This is a genomic window from Pseudoduganella lutea (genome assembly GCF_004209755.1).
GTDB lineage: Bacteria > Pseudomonadota > Gammaproteobacteria > Burkholderiales > Burkholderiaceae_D > Rugamonas > Rugamonas lutea.
Genome location: NZ_CP035913.1, coordinates 2,975,080 through 2,992,553 on the forward strand (window position 1 = coordinate 2,975,080; position 17,474 = coordinate 2,992,553).

The 17,474-nt window shown below is 66.2% G+C and carries 19 protein-coding genes and 1 tRNA gene; 11 read left to right on the top strand and 9 right to left on the bottom strand.

Annotated elements, in window-relative coordinates; translation table 11 throughout:
- Positions 1–7 precede the first annotated feature (7 nt).
- Positions 8–211, bottom strand: a complete 204-nt coding sequence (locus tag EWM63_RS12505) for a DUF1289 domain-containing protein (protein WP_130186817.1) — start codon at positions 209–211, stop codon at positions 8–10.
- Between the two features lie 452 nt (positions 212–663).
- On the opposite strand from EWM63_RS12505, the gene EWM63_RS12510 reads away from it, so the two are divergent.
- Positions 664–1,557: an extracellular catalytic domain type 1 short-chain-length polyhydroxyalkanoate depolymerase gene (locus EWM63_RS12510; protein ID WP_307720855.1), complete on the top strand. Its 894-nt coding sequence runs from the start codon at positions 664–666 to the stop codon at positions 1,555–1,557.
- Positions 1,558–1,570: 13 nt separating this feature from the next.
- Here the strand turns inward: EWM63_RS12510 and EWM63_RS12515 are convergent, their stop codons facing one another.
- Positions 1,571–1,837, bottom strand: a complete 267-nt coding sequence (locus EWM63_RS12515; protein ID WP_130186819.1) for a cysteine-rich CWC family protein — start codon at positions 1,835–1,837, stop codon at positions 1,571–1,573.
- Between the two features lie 165 nt (positions 1,838–2,002).
- Here EWM63_RS12515 and argB point away from each other — a divergent pair, with 165 nt between their 5' ends.
- Together argB and EWM63_RS12525 are read left to right on the top strand one after the other, a co-directional pair.
- Entirely contained in the window at positions 2,003–2,929 is a 927-nt protein-coding gene (gene argB, locus EWM63_RS12520; RefSeq protein WP_130186820.1) for an acetylglutamate kinase, read from the top strand.
- Positions 2,930–2,979: 50 nt separating this feature from the next.
- Positions 2,980–3,054, top strand: a tRNA-Thr gene (locus EWM63_RS12525).
- 28 nt (positions 3,055–3,082) lie between these two features.
- Here EWM63_RS12525 and EWM63_RS12530 read toward each other — a convergent pair.
- Positions 3,083–4,009 carry a TraB/GumN family protein gene (locus EWM63_RS12530; RefSeq protein ID WP_229487869.1) on the bottom strand — a complete coding sequence of 309 codons (927 nt, stop codon included), beginning with the start codon at positions 4,007–4,009 and terminating at the stop codon, positions 3,083–3,085.
- 31 nt (positions 4,010–4,040) lie between these two features.
- On the opposite strand from EWM63_RS12530, the gene EWM63_RS12535 reads away from it, so the two are divergent.
- Genes EWM63_RS12535 through pabB form a run of 3 tightly spaced genes read left to right on the top strand, consistent with a single transcriptional unit; the run spans position 4,041 to position 7,226 of the window.
- Entirely contained in the window at positions 4,041–4,778 is a 738-nt protein-coding gene (locus EWM63_RS12535; protein ID WP_371861243.1) for a pyrimidine 5'-nucleotidase, read from the top strand.
- The gene (gene slmA / locus EWM63_RS12540; protein ID WP_130186822.1) at positions 4,778–5,359 is read left to right on the top strand and encodes a nucleoid occlusion factor SlmA; all 582 of its coding nucleotides are present in this window, start codon (positions 4,778–4,780) and stop codon (positions 5,357–5,359) included. The genes EWM63_RS12535 and slmA overlap by 1 nt, the downstream gene beginning before the upstream one ends.
- Before the next feature lie 16 nt (positions 5,360–5,375).
- The gene (gene pabB, locus EWM63_RS12545; protein WP_130186823.1) at positions 5,376–7,226 is read left to right on the top strand and encodes an aminodeoxychorismate synthase component I; all 1,851 of its coding nucleotides are present in this window, start codon (positions 5,376–5,378) and stop codon (positions 7,224–7,226) included.
- A 14-nt stretch (positions 7,227–7,240) separates the two neighbouring features.
- On the opposite strand, the gene EWM63_RS12550 is transcribed toward pabB, so the two are convergent.
- Positions 7,241–7,600 carry a DUF1428 domain-containing protein gene (locus EWM63_RS12550; RefSeq protein WP_130186824.1) on the bottom strand — a complete coding sequence of 120 codons (360 nt, stop codon included), beginning with the start codon at positions 7,598–7,600 and terminating at the stop codon, positions 7,241–7,243.
- Between the two features lie 59 nt (positions 7,601–7,659).
- Entirely contained in the window at positions 7,660–8,643 is a 984-nt protein-coding gene (gene ftrA / locus EWM63_RS12555; protein ID WP_130186825.1) for a transcriptional regulator FtrA, read from the bottom strand.
- A gap of 96 nt (positions 8,644–8,739) precedes the next feature.
- On the opposite strand from ftrA, the gene EWM63_RS12560 reads away from it, so the two are divergent.
- Positions 8,740–9,132: a rhodanese-like domain-containing protein gene (locus EWM63_RS12560; protein WP_130190348.1), complete on the top strand. Its 393-nt coding sequence runs from the start codon at positions 8,740–8,742 to the stop codon at positions 9,130–9,132.
- An 11-nt stretch (positions 9,133–9,143) separates the two neighbouring features.
- On the opposite strand, the gene EWM63_RS12565 is transcribed toward EWM63_RS12560, so the two are convergent.
- On the bottom strand, positions 9,144–9,758 hold the full coding sequence (locus EWM63_RS12565; RefSeq protein WP_130186826.1) for a glutathione peroxidase: 615 nt from the start codon (positions 9,756–9,758) through the stop codon (positions 9,144–9,146).
- A 105-nt stretch (positions 9,759–9,863) separates the two neighbouring features.
- Between EWM63_RS12565 and EWM63_RS12570 the strand changes: the two genes are divergently transcribed.
- The 3 genes from EWM63_RS12570 (at position 9,864) to EWM63_RS12580 (ending at position 12,019) form a co-directional block, all read left to right on the top strand.
- Positions 9,864–10,940 carry an extracellular catalytic domain type 2 short-chain-length polyhydroxyalkanoate depolymerase gene (locus EWM63_RS12570; protein WP_229487871.1) on the top strand — a complete coding sequence of 359 codons (1,077 nt, stop codon included), beginning with the start codon at positions 9,864–9,866 and terminating at the stop codon, positions 10,938–10,940.
- Positions 10,941–11,211: 271 nt separating this feature from the next.
- Complete coding sequence (locus EWM63_RS12575; protein WP_130186827.1) at positions 11,212–11,580, top strand: DUF4148 domain-containing protein; 369 nt, start codon at positions 11,212–11,214, stop codon at positions 11,578–11,580.
- A 70-nt stretch (positions 11,581–11,650) separates the two neighbouring features.
- Positions 11,651–12,019, top strand: coding sequence for a DUF4148 domain-containing protein (locus tag EWM63_RS12580; protein ID WP_130186828.1), 369 nt, complete (start codon positions 11,651–11,653; stop codon positions 12,017–12,019).
- 32 nt (positions 12,020–12,051) lie between these two features.
- On the opposite strand, the gene EWM63_RS12585 is transcribed toward EWM63_RS12580, so the two are convergent.
- Complete coding sequence (locus EWM63_RS12585) at positions 12,052–12,483, bottom strand: cupin domain-containing protein (RefSeq protein ID WP_207221276.1); 432 nt, start codon at positions 12,481–12,483, stop codon at positions 12,052–12,054.
- 121 nt (positions 12,484–12,604) lie between these two features.
- Between EWM63_RS12585 and EWM63_RS12590 the strand changes: the two genes are divergently transcribed.
- Positions 12,605–13,249 (top strand): response regulator transcription factor, encoded by a 645-nt coding sequence (locus EWM63_RS12590; RefSeq protein ID WP_229487872.1) that lies wholly within the window; start codon positions 12,605–12,607, stop codon positions 13,247–13,249.
- A gap of 61 nt (positions 13,250–13,310) precedes the next feature.
- Here the strand turns inward: EWM63_RS12590 and EWM63_RS12595 are convergent, their stop codons facing one another.
- A complete protein-coding gene (locus EWM63_RS12595) occupies positions 13,311–14,276 on the bottom strand; it encodes an alpha/beta fold hydrolase (RefSeq protein ID WP_130186830.1) in 966 nt (321 codons plus the stop codon).
- A gap of 122 nt (positions 14,277–14,398) precedes the next feature.
- Positions 14,399–17,407: a sensor histidine kinase gene (locus EWM63_RS12600; RefSeq protein ID WP_130186831.1), complete on the bottom strand. Its 3,009-nt coding sequence runs from the start codon at positions 17,405–17,407 to the stop codon at positions 14,399–14,401.
- Positions 17,408–17,474: the final 67 nt, after the last annotated feature.

Consider the following 17,474-nt stretch of genomic DNA (forward strand, 5'->3'; position numbering starts at 1 on the left):
CGCGGGCTCAATCGAACGCGATCGTCTGCTCGCGCAAACGCAACTGCGCCCACACGGCGCGCTTGTAGTCATCGTCGGCCTTGCCCCACGCGACGATCTCTTCGATCGTACGCAGGCAGCCCTCGCAAAAGCCGGTGTCCCGGTTCATCTTGCACAGGCTGACGCAGGGCGATGGGACGGGCGTGGCATGTTCCGGCAATGCAGTTTTCATGATGCGGTAGCGTTCTGGCGAAGCTGTATTCTAGCCGATACAGTGCGACACCCCCGTTTGGCGAATTTGGCTATACTGGGCCAAAAAAGGCCCGTGGATCGCACGGAGCGCAGAGGAGACGCAGCACGGCACGCTGAACCTGGTTGGTTTTTCCCGCAGTTCTTCAACCGGTTTACAAGTGCTCACTGACCATCCACCAGCCTCCGGGGAACACCATGAATGAAGGTCATCACTGGTTCACGCAAATGCGAAAGACGGTCAAGCTGCTGTTCGGCAGCGACCTGCCCGATCTACCCGAATCAGCGTTCACGCTGCCTCAGTTGCATGGACAGCAAGGCGCACAACAAGGCTCACAACAAAGCGCACAACCAGGTGCGCGTCCTGGCCCGTACCCAGGCGTCCCGTCGAATTCGTCCCCGCACACGCACGCACATTTTGACTTGCCGGCATCCGTGTTCGACACGCCCGCATCGCCTGTCCGGATACCGCCGGGCGCCCATTTCATGAGCGGCGTGTACGCGAACGACGCCGGCAGCCGCTCCTACAAGCTGTACGTTCCCTCCAGCTGGAAAGGCCAGGCGTTGCCGCTCGTGGTGATGCTGCACGGCTGTGCGCAGGATCCCGACGATTTCGCCGCCGGCACGCAAATGAACGCGGTGGCCGAGGAACGGCGCTGCTTTGTCGTGTATCCCGCCCAATCGCCGGATGCGAACAATTCGCGCTGCTGGAACTGGTTCAATGCGCTCGACAACAACCATGGCCAGGGCGAACCCTCGCTCATCGCCGGCATCACGCGCGACATCATGGATACCTACCCGGTCGCCACCGGCCAGGTGTACATCGCCGGCATGTCGGCCGGCGGCGCGATGGCCGTCATCGTCGGCACCTTGTACCCGGAACTGTTTGCCGCCGTGGGCGTGCATTCGGGGTTGCCGTTCGCCGCGGCACGCGACCTGTCGTCGGCCCTGGCGGCCATGAAGCGCGGCGCCGGCAGCGCGCGGACGGTGAAAAGCGCCGGCCTGCCGATCATCGTGTTCCACGGCGACCAGGATACGACCGTCCACCCCGTCAATGGCGAGGAATTGATGGAGCAGGGCTTGCGCAGCCACCCGCTGGGGCCGAAGGCCCTGCCTTCGCGGCTGGCCGGGCGCGTGCCGGACGGCCATGCCTACACCCGCACGAAGCACTGGCTGCACGATGGCTCGCCGCTGGCCGAGCATTGGGTGGTCCACGGCGCCGGCCATGCCTGGTCCGGCGGCAGCCCCGCCGGCAGCTACACGGACGACAAGGGGCCGGACGCGAGCCGTGAAATGATGCGCTTCTTCGCGACGGTGCGCGGCGGTTGAGGGCGTGGCCGCGTTATTGAGGGTGCGGCCGCGCTAGCGCCGCGATATGCGCCTTCAGGCAGTCCGGGCACCAGCAGCCGACGGCTGCCGCCGTGGCCCGACCTTCCGCCGTACCTTCGCCCATGCCGTCGCCCGCCCCTTCCTGCCGGGGTACCGGGACGGCAGGCGGCAGCAACGTGCACCAGCACGGCGGTTCGACGGCATCATTGCCCATGTTGCCGGGCTTCCCGTCGGCCATCGCGCAGTGAAAGGTGGCGCCGCAGCGCTCGCAGGTGCTCATCGTGCCGAGGCTAATCGATCGTTCGTGAAATGACAACTAATTTGCGGCGGATTTGGTTTTATAATGCGCGTCAAAACCACCATTGCCGGCCGTCACTGGCCGGCGGAAGCGGCCTAGCCTGCCGCTTCGCTGTAAAATCGCCCCATACTCTTTACCGGACCCGCCATGAGCCAACTGTCGAATTTGAACCTGGATGTGCCAGCCGATGACCTCGCCGCCGTTTCCCCGGCGATCAAGGCACAGATCCTTGCGGAAGCCCTGCCGTACATCCGCAATTTTCATGGCAAGACCATCGTCATCAAATACGGTGGCAACGCGATGACCGATGAGCGCCTGAAGCACGGCTTCGCGCGCGATGTCATCCTGCTGAAGCTGGTCGGCATGAATCCGGTCGTGGTCCACGGCGGCGGTCCCCAGATCGACAATGCGCTGAAGAAGATCGGCAAGCAGGGCACGTTCGTGCAGGGCATGCGCATCACCGACGAGGAAACCATGGAAGTCGTGGAATGGGTGCTCGGCGGCGAAGTCCAGCAGGACATCGTCATGCTGATCAACCACTACGGCGGCCAGGCCGTGGGCCTGACGGGAAAGGACGGCGGCCTGATCCGCGCGCGCAAGATGGCGATGCCGGACAAGGAAAACCCGGGCCAGTACCTGGACATCGGCTTCGTCGGCGAAATCGATGCGATCAACCCGGCCGTCGTGAAGGCGCTGCAGGACGACGCGTTCATTCCGATCATTTCGCCGATCGGTTTCGGCCAGGATGGCCAGGCCTACAACATCAACGCCGACGTGGTGGCCGGCAAGATCGCCGAGATCCTGAAGGCGGAAAAGCTCATCATGATGACCAATATCGCCGGCGTGCAGGACAAGACCGGCAACCTGGTCACCGACCTTTCCGCCCGTGAAATCGACGAGATGTTTGCCGACGGCACGATCTCCGGCGGCATGCTGCCGAAGATTTCCTCCGCCCTCGACGCGGCCAAGTCCGGCGTCAACACGGTGCACATCATCGACGGCCGCATCGAGCACAGCCTGCTGCTCGAAGTGTTGACCGAACAGGCGTTTGGCACTATGATCCGGTCTCACTGAAAAAACGGGCGGTGCACACCGCCCGTTTTTTCAAAGCGTGCAGCGCAGATGCCCTTTTAGCTCAGTGGTAGAGCACTCCCTTGGTAAGGGAGAGGCCACGTGTTCAATCCACGTAAAGGGCACCACCCTCCCCGCTTTGCCTCCGCCTCATCCTCAGTACACCCGTTCCACCCGCAATCCTTGCCGCCGCAGCAGTTCCGGCACGCTGTCCTTCCCCACCAGGTGCAAGACCCCGATCGCGGCCACGCTCTGCTTTTCGCGCGCCAGCAGTGTCGCGATGCGTTCCGCCAGCAGCGGATTGCGCTCGCCCAGCAGCACACGGCTCACGAACCTTCCCGAAAACGTGTCGTCGGCAGCCGTCTTGTCGGCGATGCGGTCCAGTGCGGCACGGTCGGCCGTGGCCCATGCCGAAGCGATCGCGCGCGCATCGCTGGCCTGTTCGCGGCCATCGATCGCCTCGATCGTCTCCTGCAGGAACAGCGCCTGGTCGGATGTGGCCATGCGCCCGAACAGCGCCATCTGCGCCTGCACGGATTCGAGCTCGACGATCTTCTGCTTGCGCGCCCGCGCCCCCTGCGACAGCCACACCTCCACGGCCAGCGCGGTCTGGTAACCCTGCCGTTCGAATTCGCGCACCGTCAGCAGGCTCGCCAGCATCCAGGGCTTCATCGGCGCCACCGAGGCGGGTGGCACGTCGTACTGGCGCAGCAGCCGCTCGAGGCGCGGCCGGTATGCGGCCGCCAGCTCGGCGGACGCGGGGCCGCGGCCGGCCGGGTACATGCCAAATTCGCGCACGGCGCCGGCAATGTCATCCTGGCTGCCCAGCGGGTCGACTTCCAGCGCCAGCACCGACGCGTTTTCCAGCGCGGCCGTGATCACGGGTTCGAGGGGATAGAAGCTCTTTGCGCCGACGTGGATCGTGCCGAACAGCCATGTCACGTTGCCTGCCTTGCCATCCGCCTGCTCGATGCGGAACAGCGCGCCGCGGTTCGGGATGCCGTCCGCCGCCGTCGCTTGCGGCGCCAGCCCCGCGGTAAACACGAACAGGCAACAAAACATCACTATAATCTGGCGTCGCATGGCTACCTTTGCAGTTCCGAGAGACGTGAATATTAAACCTTTGGCCCCGGTCTGGCTGTTCGACCTCGACAACACGCTGCACAACGCATCGCACGCCATTTTCCCCGCGATCATGGCGAACATGAACACGTACATCGCACGCGTGCTGGGCGATGGCACCACACCGGCCCACATCGACGCGGTGAATGCCGCGCGCACGCTGTACTGGAAGCGCTATGGCGCAACCCTGCTGGGACTGGTGAAGCACCATGGCGTAAAAGCCGACCATTTCCTCGCCGAGACGCATGGCATGGAGGACCTGCTGTCGATGATCCGGCATGAAAAAGGCCTCGGCCAGCTGCTGAAGCGCCTGCCGGGCCGCAAGGTGCTGCTGACGAACGCGCCGCACCGCTATTCGACGATGGTGCTGCGCCACCTCGGCATACAGCGCCACTTCTCGCACCACATCGCCATCGAATCGATGCGCGTGCATGGCCAGCTGCGGCCGAAGCCCTCGAAGCTGTTGCTGCGCAAGGTGATGCGCCGCCAGCAGGTGGCGGCGCGGCGCTGCATCCTTGTCGAGGACACCCTGGCCAACCTGCGCACCGCGCATGCGCTGGGCATGCGCACGGCGTGGGTCACGCAATACCTGAAAGTGGGGGATCCGATCGGCGCGGCGCACCCGCCCAAGCGCCTGGTCCGCCCCGGCTGGGTCGACGTCAAAGTAAAATCCGTCAAACACCTGCCGGCGCGGCTGTCGCACCTGCGCCGCAATACCGTGATCGAATAATGGCAACCCAACCGTCCGGCCAGCGCAAGCTGCAAATCCTCCAGGCCCTGGCCGCGATGCTCGAGCATCCGAAGGGCGAGAAGATCACCACGGCCGCGCTGGCGCGCCGGCTCGACGTCTCCGAGGCGGCGCTGTACCGCCATTTCGCCAGCAAGGCGCAAATGTTCGAGGGCTTGATCGAGTTCATCGAAACCTCGGTCTTCGGCCTGATCAACCAGATCACCGAGCGCCAGCAGGATGGCCTGGCGCAGGCATGCGACATCCTCGCGATGCTGCTGCACTTCGCCACCAACAACCCGGGCATGACGCGCGTGCTGATCGGCGATGCGCTGGTGGGCGAAGACGAGCGGCTGCAGCAGCGCATGAACGGCTTCTACGACCGCGTGGAACTGGCCCTGAAGGGCGCCTTGCGGCAGGCCGTCGCCGACGCGGCGGCGGGCGACCAGGAACGCGACGTGGCGCTGCGCGCCAGCCTGATGGTGGCGTTCGTGGTGGGCCGCTGGCACCGCTATGCAAAGAGCGGCTTCACCCTCTCCCCGGCGCAGGACGCGAACGCGCAGATCGCGCTGCTGCTGCGCTGACCGCGATGAATGCCGAATGAATACCGAATGCTTCGCCCTGCTCGATGATGCCGCCGCCGGTGGCCGATCGCGCCTGCTGACCGGCCACGTGCGCACGCTGCGCTGTACCTCGTTCGATGCCTGGCCGGCCCTGCTGCGGGACATGGACGCGGCGCTGGCGCAGGGGCTGTTTGCCGTCACGCTGTGCAGCTACGAACTGGGCCATCACATCGTGGGCATCGCGCCGCGCGATGCCGGCGTGCCGCTGGCGCAGGTACTGCTGTTCCGGCAGTGCGATCACCTGGACGGCGAAGCGGTGGCACGCTGGCTGCTGGAACGCGAGCGGGAATGTGAGCAAATGCGCGCTGCCGGCGGTACCGGACATGGCGTCGCCGGCGTGGCCGGCATCGCGGCCAGCGTCACCGAAACGCAGTTCACGGCGGCGATCGCGCGCATTCGCGACTACATCGCGGCGGGCGACACCTACCAGGTCAACTACACGTACCGCCTGCGCTTCGATGCCTTCGGCTCGCCGTGCGCGCTGTACCAGCGCTTGCGTGCGCGCCAGCCGGTGCCCTATGGCGCGCTGGTGATGACCGACGACGGCACGGCGGTGCTGTCGCTGTCGCCGGAGCTGTTCGTGCGGCGCACGGGCAACATGCTGACCGCCCAGCCGATGAAAGGCACCGCGCCCGCGGCGCTGCCGGGCGAGGCTGACGATATCGAGGCGGAGAATGCACGTCGCGCCGCCGTGCTGGCGGCCGACCCGAAGAACCGCGCGGAAAACCTGATGATCGTCGACCTGCTGCGCAACGACATCGGCCGCGTGGCCGTGACCGGCTCGGTGCAGGTGCCGGCACTGTTCGACGTGCGGCGCTACAGCGGCGTCCTGCAGATGACTTCCACCGTGCAGGCGCAGGTCCGGCCGGATGCCAGCCTGGCCGACCTGTTCGCCGCGCTGTACCCCTGCGGCTCAATCACCGGTGCGCCGAAACGGCGCACGATGGAAATCATCGCCGAACTGGAAGCGGACCCGCGCGGCCTGTACACGGGCGCGATCGGCTGGTTCGATCCGCCGCGCCCCGGCGCGCCGGGCGATTTTTGCCTGAACGTGCCGATCCGCACCCTGGCCCTGCGGCCGGAAGCCGATGGCGTGCGGCGCGGCGAGATGGGCGTGGGCGCGGGCATCGTGTACGACAGCGTGGCGCAGGACGAATACGCCGAATGCCGGCTGAAGGCGCGGTTCCTGACCGGCCTGTCGAACGATTTCGAACTGTTCGAAACGATGCATGCCACGCGGGAGGGCGGAGCGCGGCACGTGGAACGGCACCTGGCGCGTCTGGCGCGGTCGGCTCGCTACTTCGGCTTCGCCTGGGACGAAGCGGCCGCCAGGGCCTATATCGCCGTTGCCTGCAACGCCCTGCAGGCTGGAGTGGAACACCGGTTGCGCCTCGCAATGAACGGGGCCGGCGGTTTCGCGGTGCAAACCGGCGTGCTGGCGCCGCTGCAGCAGCCGGTGCGCGTGCTGCTGGCGGAATCATCCACCGCGTCGAACGACCTGTTCCTGCGCCACAAGAGCACGCTGCGCGCGGGGTATGACGCGGCCTGGAAGGCGGCCGAAGCGCAGGGCGCGTTCGACCAGCTGCACTTCAATGAACGGGGCGAACTGACCGAGGGCGGCCGCAGCAACGTGTTCGTGCGCATCGACGGCCGCTGGCTCACGCCACCGCTGTCGTGCGGCCTGCTGCCGGGCGTGATGCGCGCCGTGATACTGGAAGCGTGGGGCGCCACGGAAACGCCCATCACGCGCGACATGCTGGCGGGGGCCGAGGAAATCGTCGTCTGCAACGCGCTGCGGGGCGCGCTGCGCGCTGAATTGGTGACCTAGTTGGCACCGGGAGCCTACAGGCTGACGAACGTCCTGAAGCCGCCCCAGAACATGCGCTTGCCGTCGAACGGCATCGATTCCGGCGTCATCGAATCCTTCAGGCGCGGATCGTTCATCACCTTTTCATTGATCACATCGCGTTCCTCGCGCGAGTTGTAGACGATCCAGGAAAAGAACACGGTTTCGTCCTCCTTGAGCTGCACGGCTTGTGGAAAGGACGTGACTTCCCCCGGCTTTATATCGTCCGCGATGCACTCGTGGAATTCCAGTGCGCCGTGTTCGCGCCACACGGCGCCGGCCGTCTCGGCCATCGCGCGATACGCTTCGATCTTGTCTTTCGGGACGGGGACTACGAAACCATCGACATAGGGCATGGTGGACTCCTCCTTGTTTTGAAAGCTCGCGGGCGGCCGGGCGGCCGCGCCCATGCAGCTTAGTCCACGGATGTGCCCGCAACAAGGAATGCTTTCCGGTAAGCGCCCGGTGTCGTGGCGGCCAGCCGCCTGAAGTGATGCCGCAACGATTCCTCCGAGCCGAAGCCGGCCCGTTCCGCCACCTGCGCCAGCGGCAGCGGCGATTCCAGCAGCTCCTTGGCGAATGCAATCCGCTCGCGCGTCAGCCATTCGACCGGTCCCATGCCGGTGGCATCGCGAAATTGCCGTTGCAGCGTGCGCCCACTCATTGCCGCCCGTTCGGCCATCGTGGCCACGGTATGCGCCTGCGCGGGATGCCGCCGCAGCCAGTCCATCAGTTTTGCCAGCCGCCCCGCTTCGTCGGCGGGCATCGGGCGTGGCAGGAACTGGGCCTGCCCGCCCTCGCGGTGCGGCGCCACCACGAGCCGTTGCGCCACCATGTTGCCGACCCGCGCGCCATAGTCGCGGCGCACCAGGTGCAGCAGCATGTCCAGCCCCGCGGCAGAACCGGCCGAGGTGATCACCTGCCCGTTGTCGATGTACAGCGCATCCGGTTCGACGGTGATCGCCGGGTGGCGCTGCGCCAGCCGGCCAGCGTAGCGCCAGTGGGTGGTGGCACGCTGGCCATCGAGCACACCTGCCGCGGCCAGCACGAACACGCCGGAACAGATCGAGCACAGGCGCGTGCCGCGGGCGTGCGCGGCGCGCAGGGCTGCAAGCAGTGCGGGCGGTGGCGGTTCGTCGGCGTCGCGCCAGCCGGGAATGACGATGGTGTCCGCCTTCTTCAGCAAGCCCGGCGCGTAGCGGGCCTGGATCGTGATGCCGCCGGCGGCGCGGATCGGGCCCCGCTCCACGGCGCACACCTGGAAGTCGTACCAGTCCACGCCCAGTTCCGGACGGTCGAGCGCGAACAGCTCGACCGTGCAGCCGAATTCAAAGGTGCACAGGCCGTCGTAGGCGAGAGCGACGACGAGGTGGCGTCGCGGAATGTGAGCAGGGGGCATGGCGCAATCTTAACGCAGGTTGGCATTTGCGCCACTGCCCCGGCATGCCGGGCAGGCCGACAATGAAGCCTCGTTCAACCAATCAAGGAGTCGATGATGTCGATCGTGACCGAAGTTCCCGCCGCCCCCGCCGATGCGGCGCTGGCCCATTTCGAAGATTCACTGCGGTTCGAGACGGATTGCTGGGACGTGCACAGCGTGCTCGGCACGCCGCAGCAGGATTTCGTGCTGCTGGACGTGCGCGGCACGGAAAAGTACGCGCAAGGCCACGTGCCGGGCGCCGTCGACCTGGCGCAGCGCAAGATCATCGGGTCGAAGCTGGCCGAATACCCGGCCGACACGCTGTTCGTGACCTATTGCGCCGGCCCGCACTGCAATGGCGCCGCCCGGGCCGCCATCCGCATTGCCCAGCTGGGGCGGCCCGTGAAGGTCATGCCGGGCGGGATCACCGGATGGCTGGACGAGGGGTTCGAACTCGCCCGCGACTGATCACGACCTGGTCAGGAGGCCAGCGCCTTCTCGATCGCCCCGACCACCGCCTTGTCCTGCGGCGTGACCTTGCTGGGGAAGTTTTCGATGACCTTGCCGTCGCGCCCGATCAGGTACTTGTGGAAGTTCCAGCCGGGCGTCTTGCCGGTGGCCTTGATCAGGTCTGCGTACAGCGGGTTCGCCGCGCTGCCGGACACCACCGTCTTGGCGAACATCGGGAACTTCACGCCGTAGGTGTTGAAGCAGAGATCGGCGATTTCCTTTGCCGTACCCGGTTCCTGCTTGCCGAAGTCGTTCGACGGGAAGCCCAGCACCACCAGGCCCTTGTCGGCGTATTTCGCATGCAGCGCCTCGAGCCCTTCATACTGTTTCGTGTAGCCGCAATAGCTGGCCGTGTTGACGACGAGGACCACCTTGCCGGCATACTGGCACAGGTCTTGCGGAGCTTCGTCCTGCAAGCGCTTGAACGAGCGGTGCAGGATGGCCGGGCAATTGGCCGGGCGCGTTGCCGCTGCTGGAGCGGCCGGCGCGGCGGAGGTGGATACAGCGGGCTGCTGCGCGAAGGCGCTTGCCGCAGCCAGCAGGCCAAATGCGGAGACGGCCGTGAACTTGAACAGGATAGTCATGTCGAAATCGGCAATGTAATGGTAAAAGACCATTGTATGCCGGCCGGACGGCGCTGTCCCGGCTTTGCGCTTGCATCCCGCAACACTACCGGTCTGGAGCAGCCAATGAAGCGTATTTTGTTCTTCCGCCACGCGTGGGCGCTATCCCTGCCAGTCGCAATGCTGCTATCCGTGTCGGCCACGCTGGCGGCGACGCCGGCCGCGCCGCTGCCGGCCATGAAGACCGGCCAGCTGTCGGTCTCCGGCCTGTCCTCCGGCGGCTACATGGCGGTGCAGTTCAGCGTGGCGTATTCGGCCACCGTCACGGGCGCCGGCGTCATCGCCGCGGGCCCTTACTCGTGCTCGCGCGGCAACCTGACCGTGGCGACGACGCTATGCAGCTGCACCAGCGGCCTGCCGTGGTGCGCCGTGTCGCCCGGCGGCACCAACGTGCCCGAACTGGTCCGCATCACCGCCCGGTATGCCGAACGCGGCCGGATCGATCCCACGCGTCACCTGGCCCGGCACCGGGTATGGCTGTTTTCCGGCCTGGCCGACAGCGTGGTGCCGATGGCCGTCATGGACGACCTGCACGCCTACTACGAGCATTACATCCCGCCGGAGAACATCCGCTACCGCAAGGACGTGAAGGCCGAACACGCGATGCCCACGGAAAGCTTCGGCAACCGCTGCGACCAGCTCGGCGCGCCCTACATCAGCGACTGCGATATCGACGGCGCCGGCGAGCTGCTGCAATGGATCTACGGCCCGTTGCACCCGAAATCGAATGGCGCCGCCACCGGCCGCTTCGTGGAATTCAACCAGGCCGAATTCCTGCCCCGCCCGCAAGAACACGGCATGGCGGCCACCGGCTGGCTGTACGTACCGCGCGGCTGCAAACGCGGCGGCGCCGGCTGCAGGCTGCACGTGGCGTTCCACGGCTGCAGGCAGACGTCGACACTCGTGAAGGAAGCCTGGGTCCGGCACGCCGGCTACAACGGCTGGGCCGACGCGAACCGCATCGTGGTGCTGTATCCGCAGGCCGCGCCGCTCCGGTTCAGGAACCCGAATTCGTGCTGGGACTGGTTCAATTACGACGATCCGGATTTCGCGGTGCAGTCCGGGCGGCAGATGCGGGCGGTGAAGCGGATGACCGAGCGGTTGATGGGCGGTGGGCCAGGGCGCAATAACGGCCGTGATTGACGGCGCGTCCGTCACCGGCGGTTTTCGTCGGGTTGCGGCGCCCACGCCATCGAGCGGTCGCTGGCGATCGCATCGACCAGGCGGACGGCATTCGCGCCCACTTTCCTCGACCGCTAACTTTCTTAAAAAATCGCTTGCTATTGCATAGCACACGATTTATTATCACTCCATCGCAACAAAACAACCCGCAACGGAAACCTGGATAAGTAGTACACGATTAAATAGCAACCTATCCAGCTATACGATATTTCACCTGCCAAGGAGCCACAACATGAAAACGATCGCTATCGCCCTCTCCGCCGCCGCCCTGTTCGCTTCGGCCCATGCATCGGCCACGGCCCAGTTGACCCGCGCCCAGGGGGTTGCGGAATACAGCGCTGCTATCGCTTCCGGTCATCACCTGGTCCACGACGGTTCGTATGCCGGCACCTTCGCGGATGGCTTGTCGACCAGGACGCGGGACGAAGTGCGCGCCGAACTGCGCATTGCCCAGCAACGCGGCGAACTGACGGTGGGCGAGCAGTATCCATTCGTTTCATCCGATGTATCCGGCACCGGCAAGACACGCGCCGAAGTCGCGGCAGAGCTGGCTGCCGATCGTCACACGAACCCGGAAATGGCGCTCGAGGGCCGGCTGTAACGTCAGATTGCAGCCAATAAGTAGCACGCTATTTAATCGCTTACAAAATCCTATCTTGAGGAATACCGCCATGAAAACCATTGCCCTCGCACTTGCCACCAGCGCCCTGCTCGCTTCCGCCCATGTATCGGCTCAGCAATCCAGCGACATGCCGCGTATCCAGGTGACCGCGGAACACACCGCGGCCGTCGCCACAGGCAACCTCTTCGCCTCCGGCGAACTGTACTCGGGCACCCACTTCGAGACCGTCTCGACCAGGACACGCGACCAGGTGCGTGCCGAATTGCGGGTTGCCCAGCAGCGTGGCGAGCTGGCCGTTGGCGAGCACTATCCGTTCGTGATGGACGATGCGCCCGGCCAGGGCAAGACCCGCGCCGAAGTGCAGGCCGAGCTGGCCGCCTATCGCCTGGCCAATCCCGATGTCCATTACGAAAACTGAGCAGGAGTCCAGCGATGGCGGCCGGCCCCGCGTCATTTGTCCAGGATGACGATCGGCTTGTTCTTCTCCACCAGGTAGGTGGCCAGTTCCGCCGTGATGTCCGGCCCCACGTTCTTCGCGGAGTGCACGGCGCCGGCCGGAATGTACAGCGACTCTCCGGCCTGCAGCGTGATCGTTTTTCCGTCCAGTTCATACTGGATCGTACCGCTCAGGACATAGGCGATTTCCACGCCCGGGTGGGAATGCTTCGGAAACGATGCGCCCGGGGCAAAGTCGACACGCACCTGTATCGCCTCGCGGTTGCCGTCGAAATCGCGCCGCACCGTCTCGGTCCGGGCGATGCCCTTGGCATCGAACTTCGGCGCAGCGGCTGCCGGTGCCTGTGCAAACGCCGTGGACATCGCCTGCACGGCGAACAGTGCCATCGTCATGGCGGCCTTGGCATGGTTCTTCGAAAATTTCATGGTTGCCTCTTTCTGAGTGGGGGAAGTAAAAACCTGCATGCGGGAATGCGGGCTGGCAGCCCGATGGCCTGGAGCTGTATTACACTGGCGGCCTCCTCGCCCTGCCCATGGAGCATCCGCCTTGCGAACTACCGAACCGTGCCAAGCGGCGCCCATCCGCGTCCTCGTCGTCGACGATCATCCGATCGTCCGCGCCGGGCTGGTCGACACGATTTGCAGCCAGCCGGACCTCACCGTGGTCGGCGAGCTGGAGGATGGCACCCATGTGCTGGCCTCCTACGAGGCCTTGCGGCCGCATGTCACCATCATGGACATCGCAATGCCCGACATGGATGGCATCCAGGCGCTGGAAGCGTTGCGCCGGCAGCATGGCAACGCCCGGGTCCTCATGCTGACGACCCTGGGCGGCGATCACCAGCTGCGTCGCGCAATGGAACTGGGTGCGTGCGGCATCCTGATGAAGAGCAGCGTGCGCCAGGACTTGCTCGCGGCCATACGCGCCGTGCACGCGGGGAATCGCTGGATACCGCCCGACGTGGCCTGCACGCTGGTCGAGCACCTGGGCCAGCCGCACCTGAGCGAGCGTGAAGTGGCGGTGCTGCGCAGCGCCGCGGGCGGCAATGCGAACAAGCAGATCGGCGTGAAACTCGGCATCGCGGAAGATACCGTCAAGACCCATATGCGCACCATCCTGGCGAAACTGGGCGCCAGCGACCGCACCCATGCGGTCGCCATCGCCATCAAGCGCGGCATTCTTTCCCTCTAGCCGCGCATCTGCTTCAACGCCTGCCTCAACTGCTACTTCAACGCCTGCTGCAATTTCCGCTTCAGCCCTTGAGGAAGGCCAGCAGGTCAGTGTTGACCTGGTCCTTGTGGGTGTCCGTCAAGCCATGCGGCGCGCCCGGATAAACCAGCAGCCTGGCGTGCTTGACGATCGCGGCGGCCGCGCGGCCGGAGGAATCGATCGGCACGATCTGGTCATCGTCGCCATGGATGATCAGCGTGGGCTTGTCGAACTTGCGCAGGTCGGCACGGAAATCCGTTTCGGAAAACGCCTTGATCGAGTCATAGGTGTTCTTGTGCCCGGCCATCATGCCCTGCATCCACCAGCTGTCGACCAGGGCCTGCGAGACCTTCGCGCCGGCCCGGTTGAAGCCGAAGAACGGACCGGCGGCGATGTCCTTGTAGAGCTGGGAACGGTTGGCGACCGATCCGGCGCGAATGCCGTCGAAGACTTCGCGCGGCAGGCCGCCCGGGTTGTCGGCGGTTTTCAGCATCAGCGGCGGCACGGCCGATACCAGGACCAGGCCGGCCGTGCGCTTCGTGCCATGGCGGCCGACATACCGCGCCACTTCACCGCCACCCGTGGAAAAGCCCACCAGCACGGCGTTCTTCAGGTCGAGCGTTTCGATCAGGTGGGCCAGGTCGTCGGCGTAGTGGTCCATGTCGTTGCCGTCCCATGGCTGGCTGGAGCGGCCGTGCCCACGACGATCGTGGGCGATGCAGCGGTAGCCGTGGTTCGCCAGGAAGAACATCTGCGATTCCCAGCTGTCCGAGTTCAGTGGCCAGCCATGGGAAAACACGACGGGCTGGCCATTTTTCGGGCCCCAATCCTTGTAGTACAGCGACACCCCATCGCGCGTCGTGAGCTGGCCGCCACCACGGACCGGCGCGGCCGCCGGCGCGGCGGAAGCATTCAGGGCGACACCGGCCGCCGCGGCGCCGGCCGCGGCCGTGGCGGCGCTCATCAGGACGTTGCGGCGCAGCGGGTTCGGGTTGGTATGGTTGGTCATTCGGGTCTCTCGTCGGTTAGTGGCTGACATCGTTTTCATGCCTGCACAGCTTACCGTCGGACTGCACACTTGTATTCGTCATGAAGAGCGCGCCATCACTAGCTCTTTCGAGCGGTCGGTGCCTACGCCACCTGAGCGGGTGTCCGGCTGCGCGGGCGCAGCCGGTTGAACAGGGCTGCGGAACGGCGCCCGGGATATGCCGCTTCGGCCGCGATCTCCAGGTACACGGACGTGCCCTTGCCCGGGGCCGAGTCCAGTCTGCACACGGCACCGATCGCCGCCGCCCGCTCGTGCATGCCGACGATGCCGAAGTGCCGGGGCTGGCCGGCGCCCGCCACCATCGCCGGCGCCATGCCGCAGCCATCGTCGCGCACCAGCACCACCAGCCGGTCCGCACGGTAGTCCATGATGAGTTCCACCAGGTTCGCGCGGGCATGGCGCGAGGCGTTGAACAGGGCTTCGCGGGCGATCGCGTGCACTTCCGCGCGCACTTTCGGGCACACGGTCCGTGGCTTGCCATGGATGCTCGCGGCAAAGCGTTCCTGCAGCAGCACATGGCCGTACTGCGTCAGCGCCTGGCCCAGTTCGGCCGGCTCGCTGGCCGCGCGCAGGTCCGTGATGCAGTCGCGCCCCTCGATCATCAGCGCGTCGGCCAGGTCCAGTGTCTGCTCGAGCTTGTCGCGCTCGGTGGAACCGACGGGCAGCTTGCGTACCTGCTGGTCGAACAGCATGATCAAGCCCTGCACGCTTTGCAGCAAGGTATCGTGCAGGCCCCGGGCGATCCGCTCGCGCTCGGCCAGCCGCTCGTGCATCAGGTCCACCATCCGCACGGTCAGGCGGCGCACACGCAACAGGTATAACCCGCCCAGCAGCGCCACCGCCAGCAGCACCATCAGGACAGCGAACAACGTGGTTTCCACGAAGCGTGGCAGGAAAACCAGGTGCAGCGTGGCGCCGCTCTCGTTCCATACGCCGTCTTCGTTGGCGGCCATGACCCGGAACCGGTAACGGCCGGGACGCAGGTTCGTATAGATCGCTTCCCGGCGCGAACCTGCTTCCTGCCAGCGCTCGTCGACCCCGTCGAGCCGGTAGCGAAAGCGTGCCCGCTCGGGAACGGCCAGGCTGAGCGCCGTGTACCGTATCTGCAGATCCCGGCTGCCCGCCGGCAGGCGCAAGCCATCCCTGGCTGGATACGCGACGTCGCCGGAACGCACCGACAGCAGTTGCACCGGCGGGGCCAGGGCATTGCGTGGAATGCGGGCGGGATCGAGGGTGGCGACTTCGCTGGCGGTGGCGAACCACAGCCGGCCATCGGTACTGCGTGCCATCGATGGCAGCGGGCGCAACTGTTCGGCACTGCCCACCAGGCCGTCGAGCGCGTCGAAACGTTCGTACGGCAACGGCCGCGCCGGCGCACGCCACAAGCGCGCGACATCGGTGGCGGCGATGCGGCTGATCCCGTCGGAACCGTGCAGCCACAGGTCGCCATCGGGCGTGCGGACGAGGCCGGAGATGCCCCGCAACGGCTGCTGCCCGGCCGGGGTGACGCCGTGCCAGCGCTGCCCGTCATACCAGGCCAATCCGTTCTGCCCGCCCGCCCAGATCCGGGTGCCGTCCACCAGCAGCGCCTGCACGTTGCCCAGGTCCAGGCCAGCGGCCCGGTCGAACACCCGTACGCTGTCGCCATCGATCATGGCGATCCTGTTGCGCAGATAGGCCGCCCAGACGCGGCCGGCGCCATCGCATGCCAGTGCCAGCGCCAGCCCATCCGGCAATCCCGGCAGGCCGCCGTTCCTGTGCCACTCGCCATCCCGGATCTGGAACAGCCCCACGCGCGCCATCGACATCCACATCCGCCCCTGCCGATCGGTCACCATGGCCTGGGTGTCGTGACCGGTCACCTGCGCGGGATGCGGCAGCCGTAGCAGCGTACCCGACGCGGTCCGGCGCCACCGTGCCTGGTGATTCGCGAACCACAGCGTGCCGTCGGGCGCGCGGTATGCGGCGCTCAGTTCCATGGGGCCCAGTGTTTCGCCGGCGCCGTCCGCGTCATGGCGGCGCAGCGGCTTGCGGCTGTCGCCGATAATGACACCGCCCCGGTCATCGGCGATCACCCCGGGTCGGTCGAATGCCGTATCGACGGGTACCGTGCGCAGGCGGGTACGCCGCAAGCGGTCCAGGCCAGCCGAGGTCCCCACCCAGATATTGCCTTCGCGGTCTTCGAAGATCGATTGGATCAGCGGGCCGCTCAGGCCATTCGTGCGCGTCAGCTGCTGCGGCCGCGCCGCGGGGCCGACATAGGGCGCCCTGCGGCGCTCCAGAGCATCGACCTTCAGTATCCACATATTGCCATCGCGGTCGAACAGGGCACCGTTGCCACCCAGCTCGGCGCGCGGCGGCGGATTGCCGGGCGGCGGGGCCGTCAGCACGCGATAGTGCTTGTCGATGCCGTCCGATCCCCAGATCGTGCCGTCCGGCGCCTCGGCGATCGCCATCATGTCGAGGTAGGGCCACGCCCGCCGGTAGCGCGCGGCGCCGGGATCCCGGAAGTAGATCCCACCTTCGACAGACACCCACTGGCGGCCATCGCGGCCATACAGCACCTGGCGCGTGCGCGTCACCGGCAGGCCCTCGGCGGTGCCGACACGGCGAAAGCGCGATGCACCCGCCGCCAGGTACCCCAGGCCGGTACTGGTGGCGGCCCATACGCCGCCGTCGGGCGCTTCCGCCATCGTCATCACGGCGCCGGGGGGCAGCCCGTCAGCCTCCCTGAACACGCGCATGCGCCCCGCGGAAAACACGCTGATGCCACCGAAACGGTCACCGACCCATAGCCGGCCGTCGCGCGTGACCAGCAATCCCAGCGTGTTGGTCGAGTGCAGGCGATGGCCCTGCACGCTGTCCATGCGCTCGAAGTCCAGGCCGTCGAAGCGGAACAGGCCATGGGGCGAACTGACCCACAACCAGCCGTCCGGTGTCTGGGCGAACTGCACGACGTCGGCGGGTGCGCCGCGCTGGCCATGCCACGCGGTGTGTGCATACTCGGTCAGAAGGTGCGAGCTGGCCCAGGCCATCAGGGGATGCAGCAGGACGACGAGGAGCAGCCCGAGGCGGGCGTGGGAAGGCGGCATATTCACGATTGCAAGGCGATGCGCCAGTGTAACCTTGTTTGCCTGGCAATATCACATGAACAATCGG

Excerpts from the sequence above, each read along its gene's own strand:
- EWM63_RS12580 (WP_130186828.1), top strand. The coding sequence starts at position 11,651 with ATGAAAACCATTGCCCTCGCACTTGCCACCAGCGCCCTGCTCGCTTCC.
- EWM63_RS12595 (WP_130186830.1), bottom strand. The coding sequence starts at position 14,276 with ATGACCAACCATACCAACCCGAACCCGCTGCGCCGCAACGTCCTGATG.
- pabB (WP_130186823.1), top strand. The coding sequence starts at position 5,376 with ATGAATACCGAATGCTTCGCCCTGCTCGATGATGCCGCCGCCGGTGGC.
- slmA (WP_130186822.1), top strand. The coding sequence starts at position 4,778 with ATGGCAACCCAACCGTCCGGCCAGCGCAAGCTGCAAATCCTCCAGGCC.
- EWM63_RS12530 (WP_229487869.1), bottom strand. The coding sequence starts at position 4,009 with ATGCGACGCCAGATTATAGTGATGTTTTGTTGCCTGTTCGTGTTTACC.
- ftrA (WP_130186825.1), bottom strand. The coding sequence starts at position 8,643 with ATGCCCCCTGCTCACATTCCGCGACGCCACCTCGTCGTCGCTCTCGCC.
- EWM63_RS12515 (WP_130186819.1), bottom strand. The coding sequence starts at position 1,837 with ATGAGCACCTGCGAGCGCTGCGGCGCCACCTTTCACTGCGCGATGGCC.
- EWM63_RS12570 (WP_229487871.1), top strand. The coding sequence starts at position 9,864 with ATGAAGCGTATTTTGTTCTTCCGCCACGCGTGGGCGCTATCCCTGCCA.
- EWM63_RS12505 (WP_130186817.1), bottom strand. The coding sequence starts at position 211 with ATGAAAACTGCATTGCCGGAACATGCCACGCCCGTCCCATCGCCCTGC.
- EWM63_RS12585 (WP_207221276.1), bottom strand. The coding sequence starts at position 12,483 with ATGAAATTTTCGAAGAACCATGCCAAGGCCGCCATGACGATGGCACTG.
- EWM63_RS12550 (WP_130186824.1), bottom strand. The coding sequence starts at position 7,600 with ATGCCCTATGTCGATGGTTTCGTAGTCCCCGTCCCGAAAGACAAGATC.
- EWM63_RS12565 (WP_130186826.1), bottom strand. The coding sequence starts at position 9,758 with ATGACTATCCTGTTCAAGTTCACGGCCGTCTCCGCATTTGGCCTGCTG.
- EWM63_RS12560 (WP_130190348.1), top strand. The coding sequence starts at position 8,740 with ATGTCGATCGTGACCGAAGTTCCCGCCGCCCCCGCCGATGCGGCGCTG.
- argB (WP_130186820.1), top strand. The coding sequence starts at position 2,003 with ATGAGCCAACTGTCGAATTTGAACCTGGATGTGCCAGCCGATGACCTC.
- EWM63_RS12600 (WP_130186831.1), bottom strand. The coding sequence starts at position 17,407 with ATGCCGCCTTCCCACGCCCGCCTCGGGCTGCTCCTCGTCGTCCTGCTG.
- EWM63_RS12575 (WP_130186827.1), top strand. The coding sequence starts at position 11,212 with ATGAAAACGATCGCTATCGCCCTCTCCGCCGCCGCCCTGTTCGCTTCG.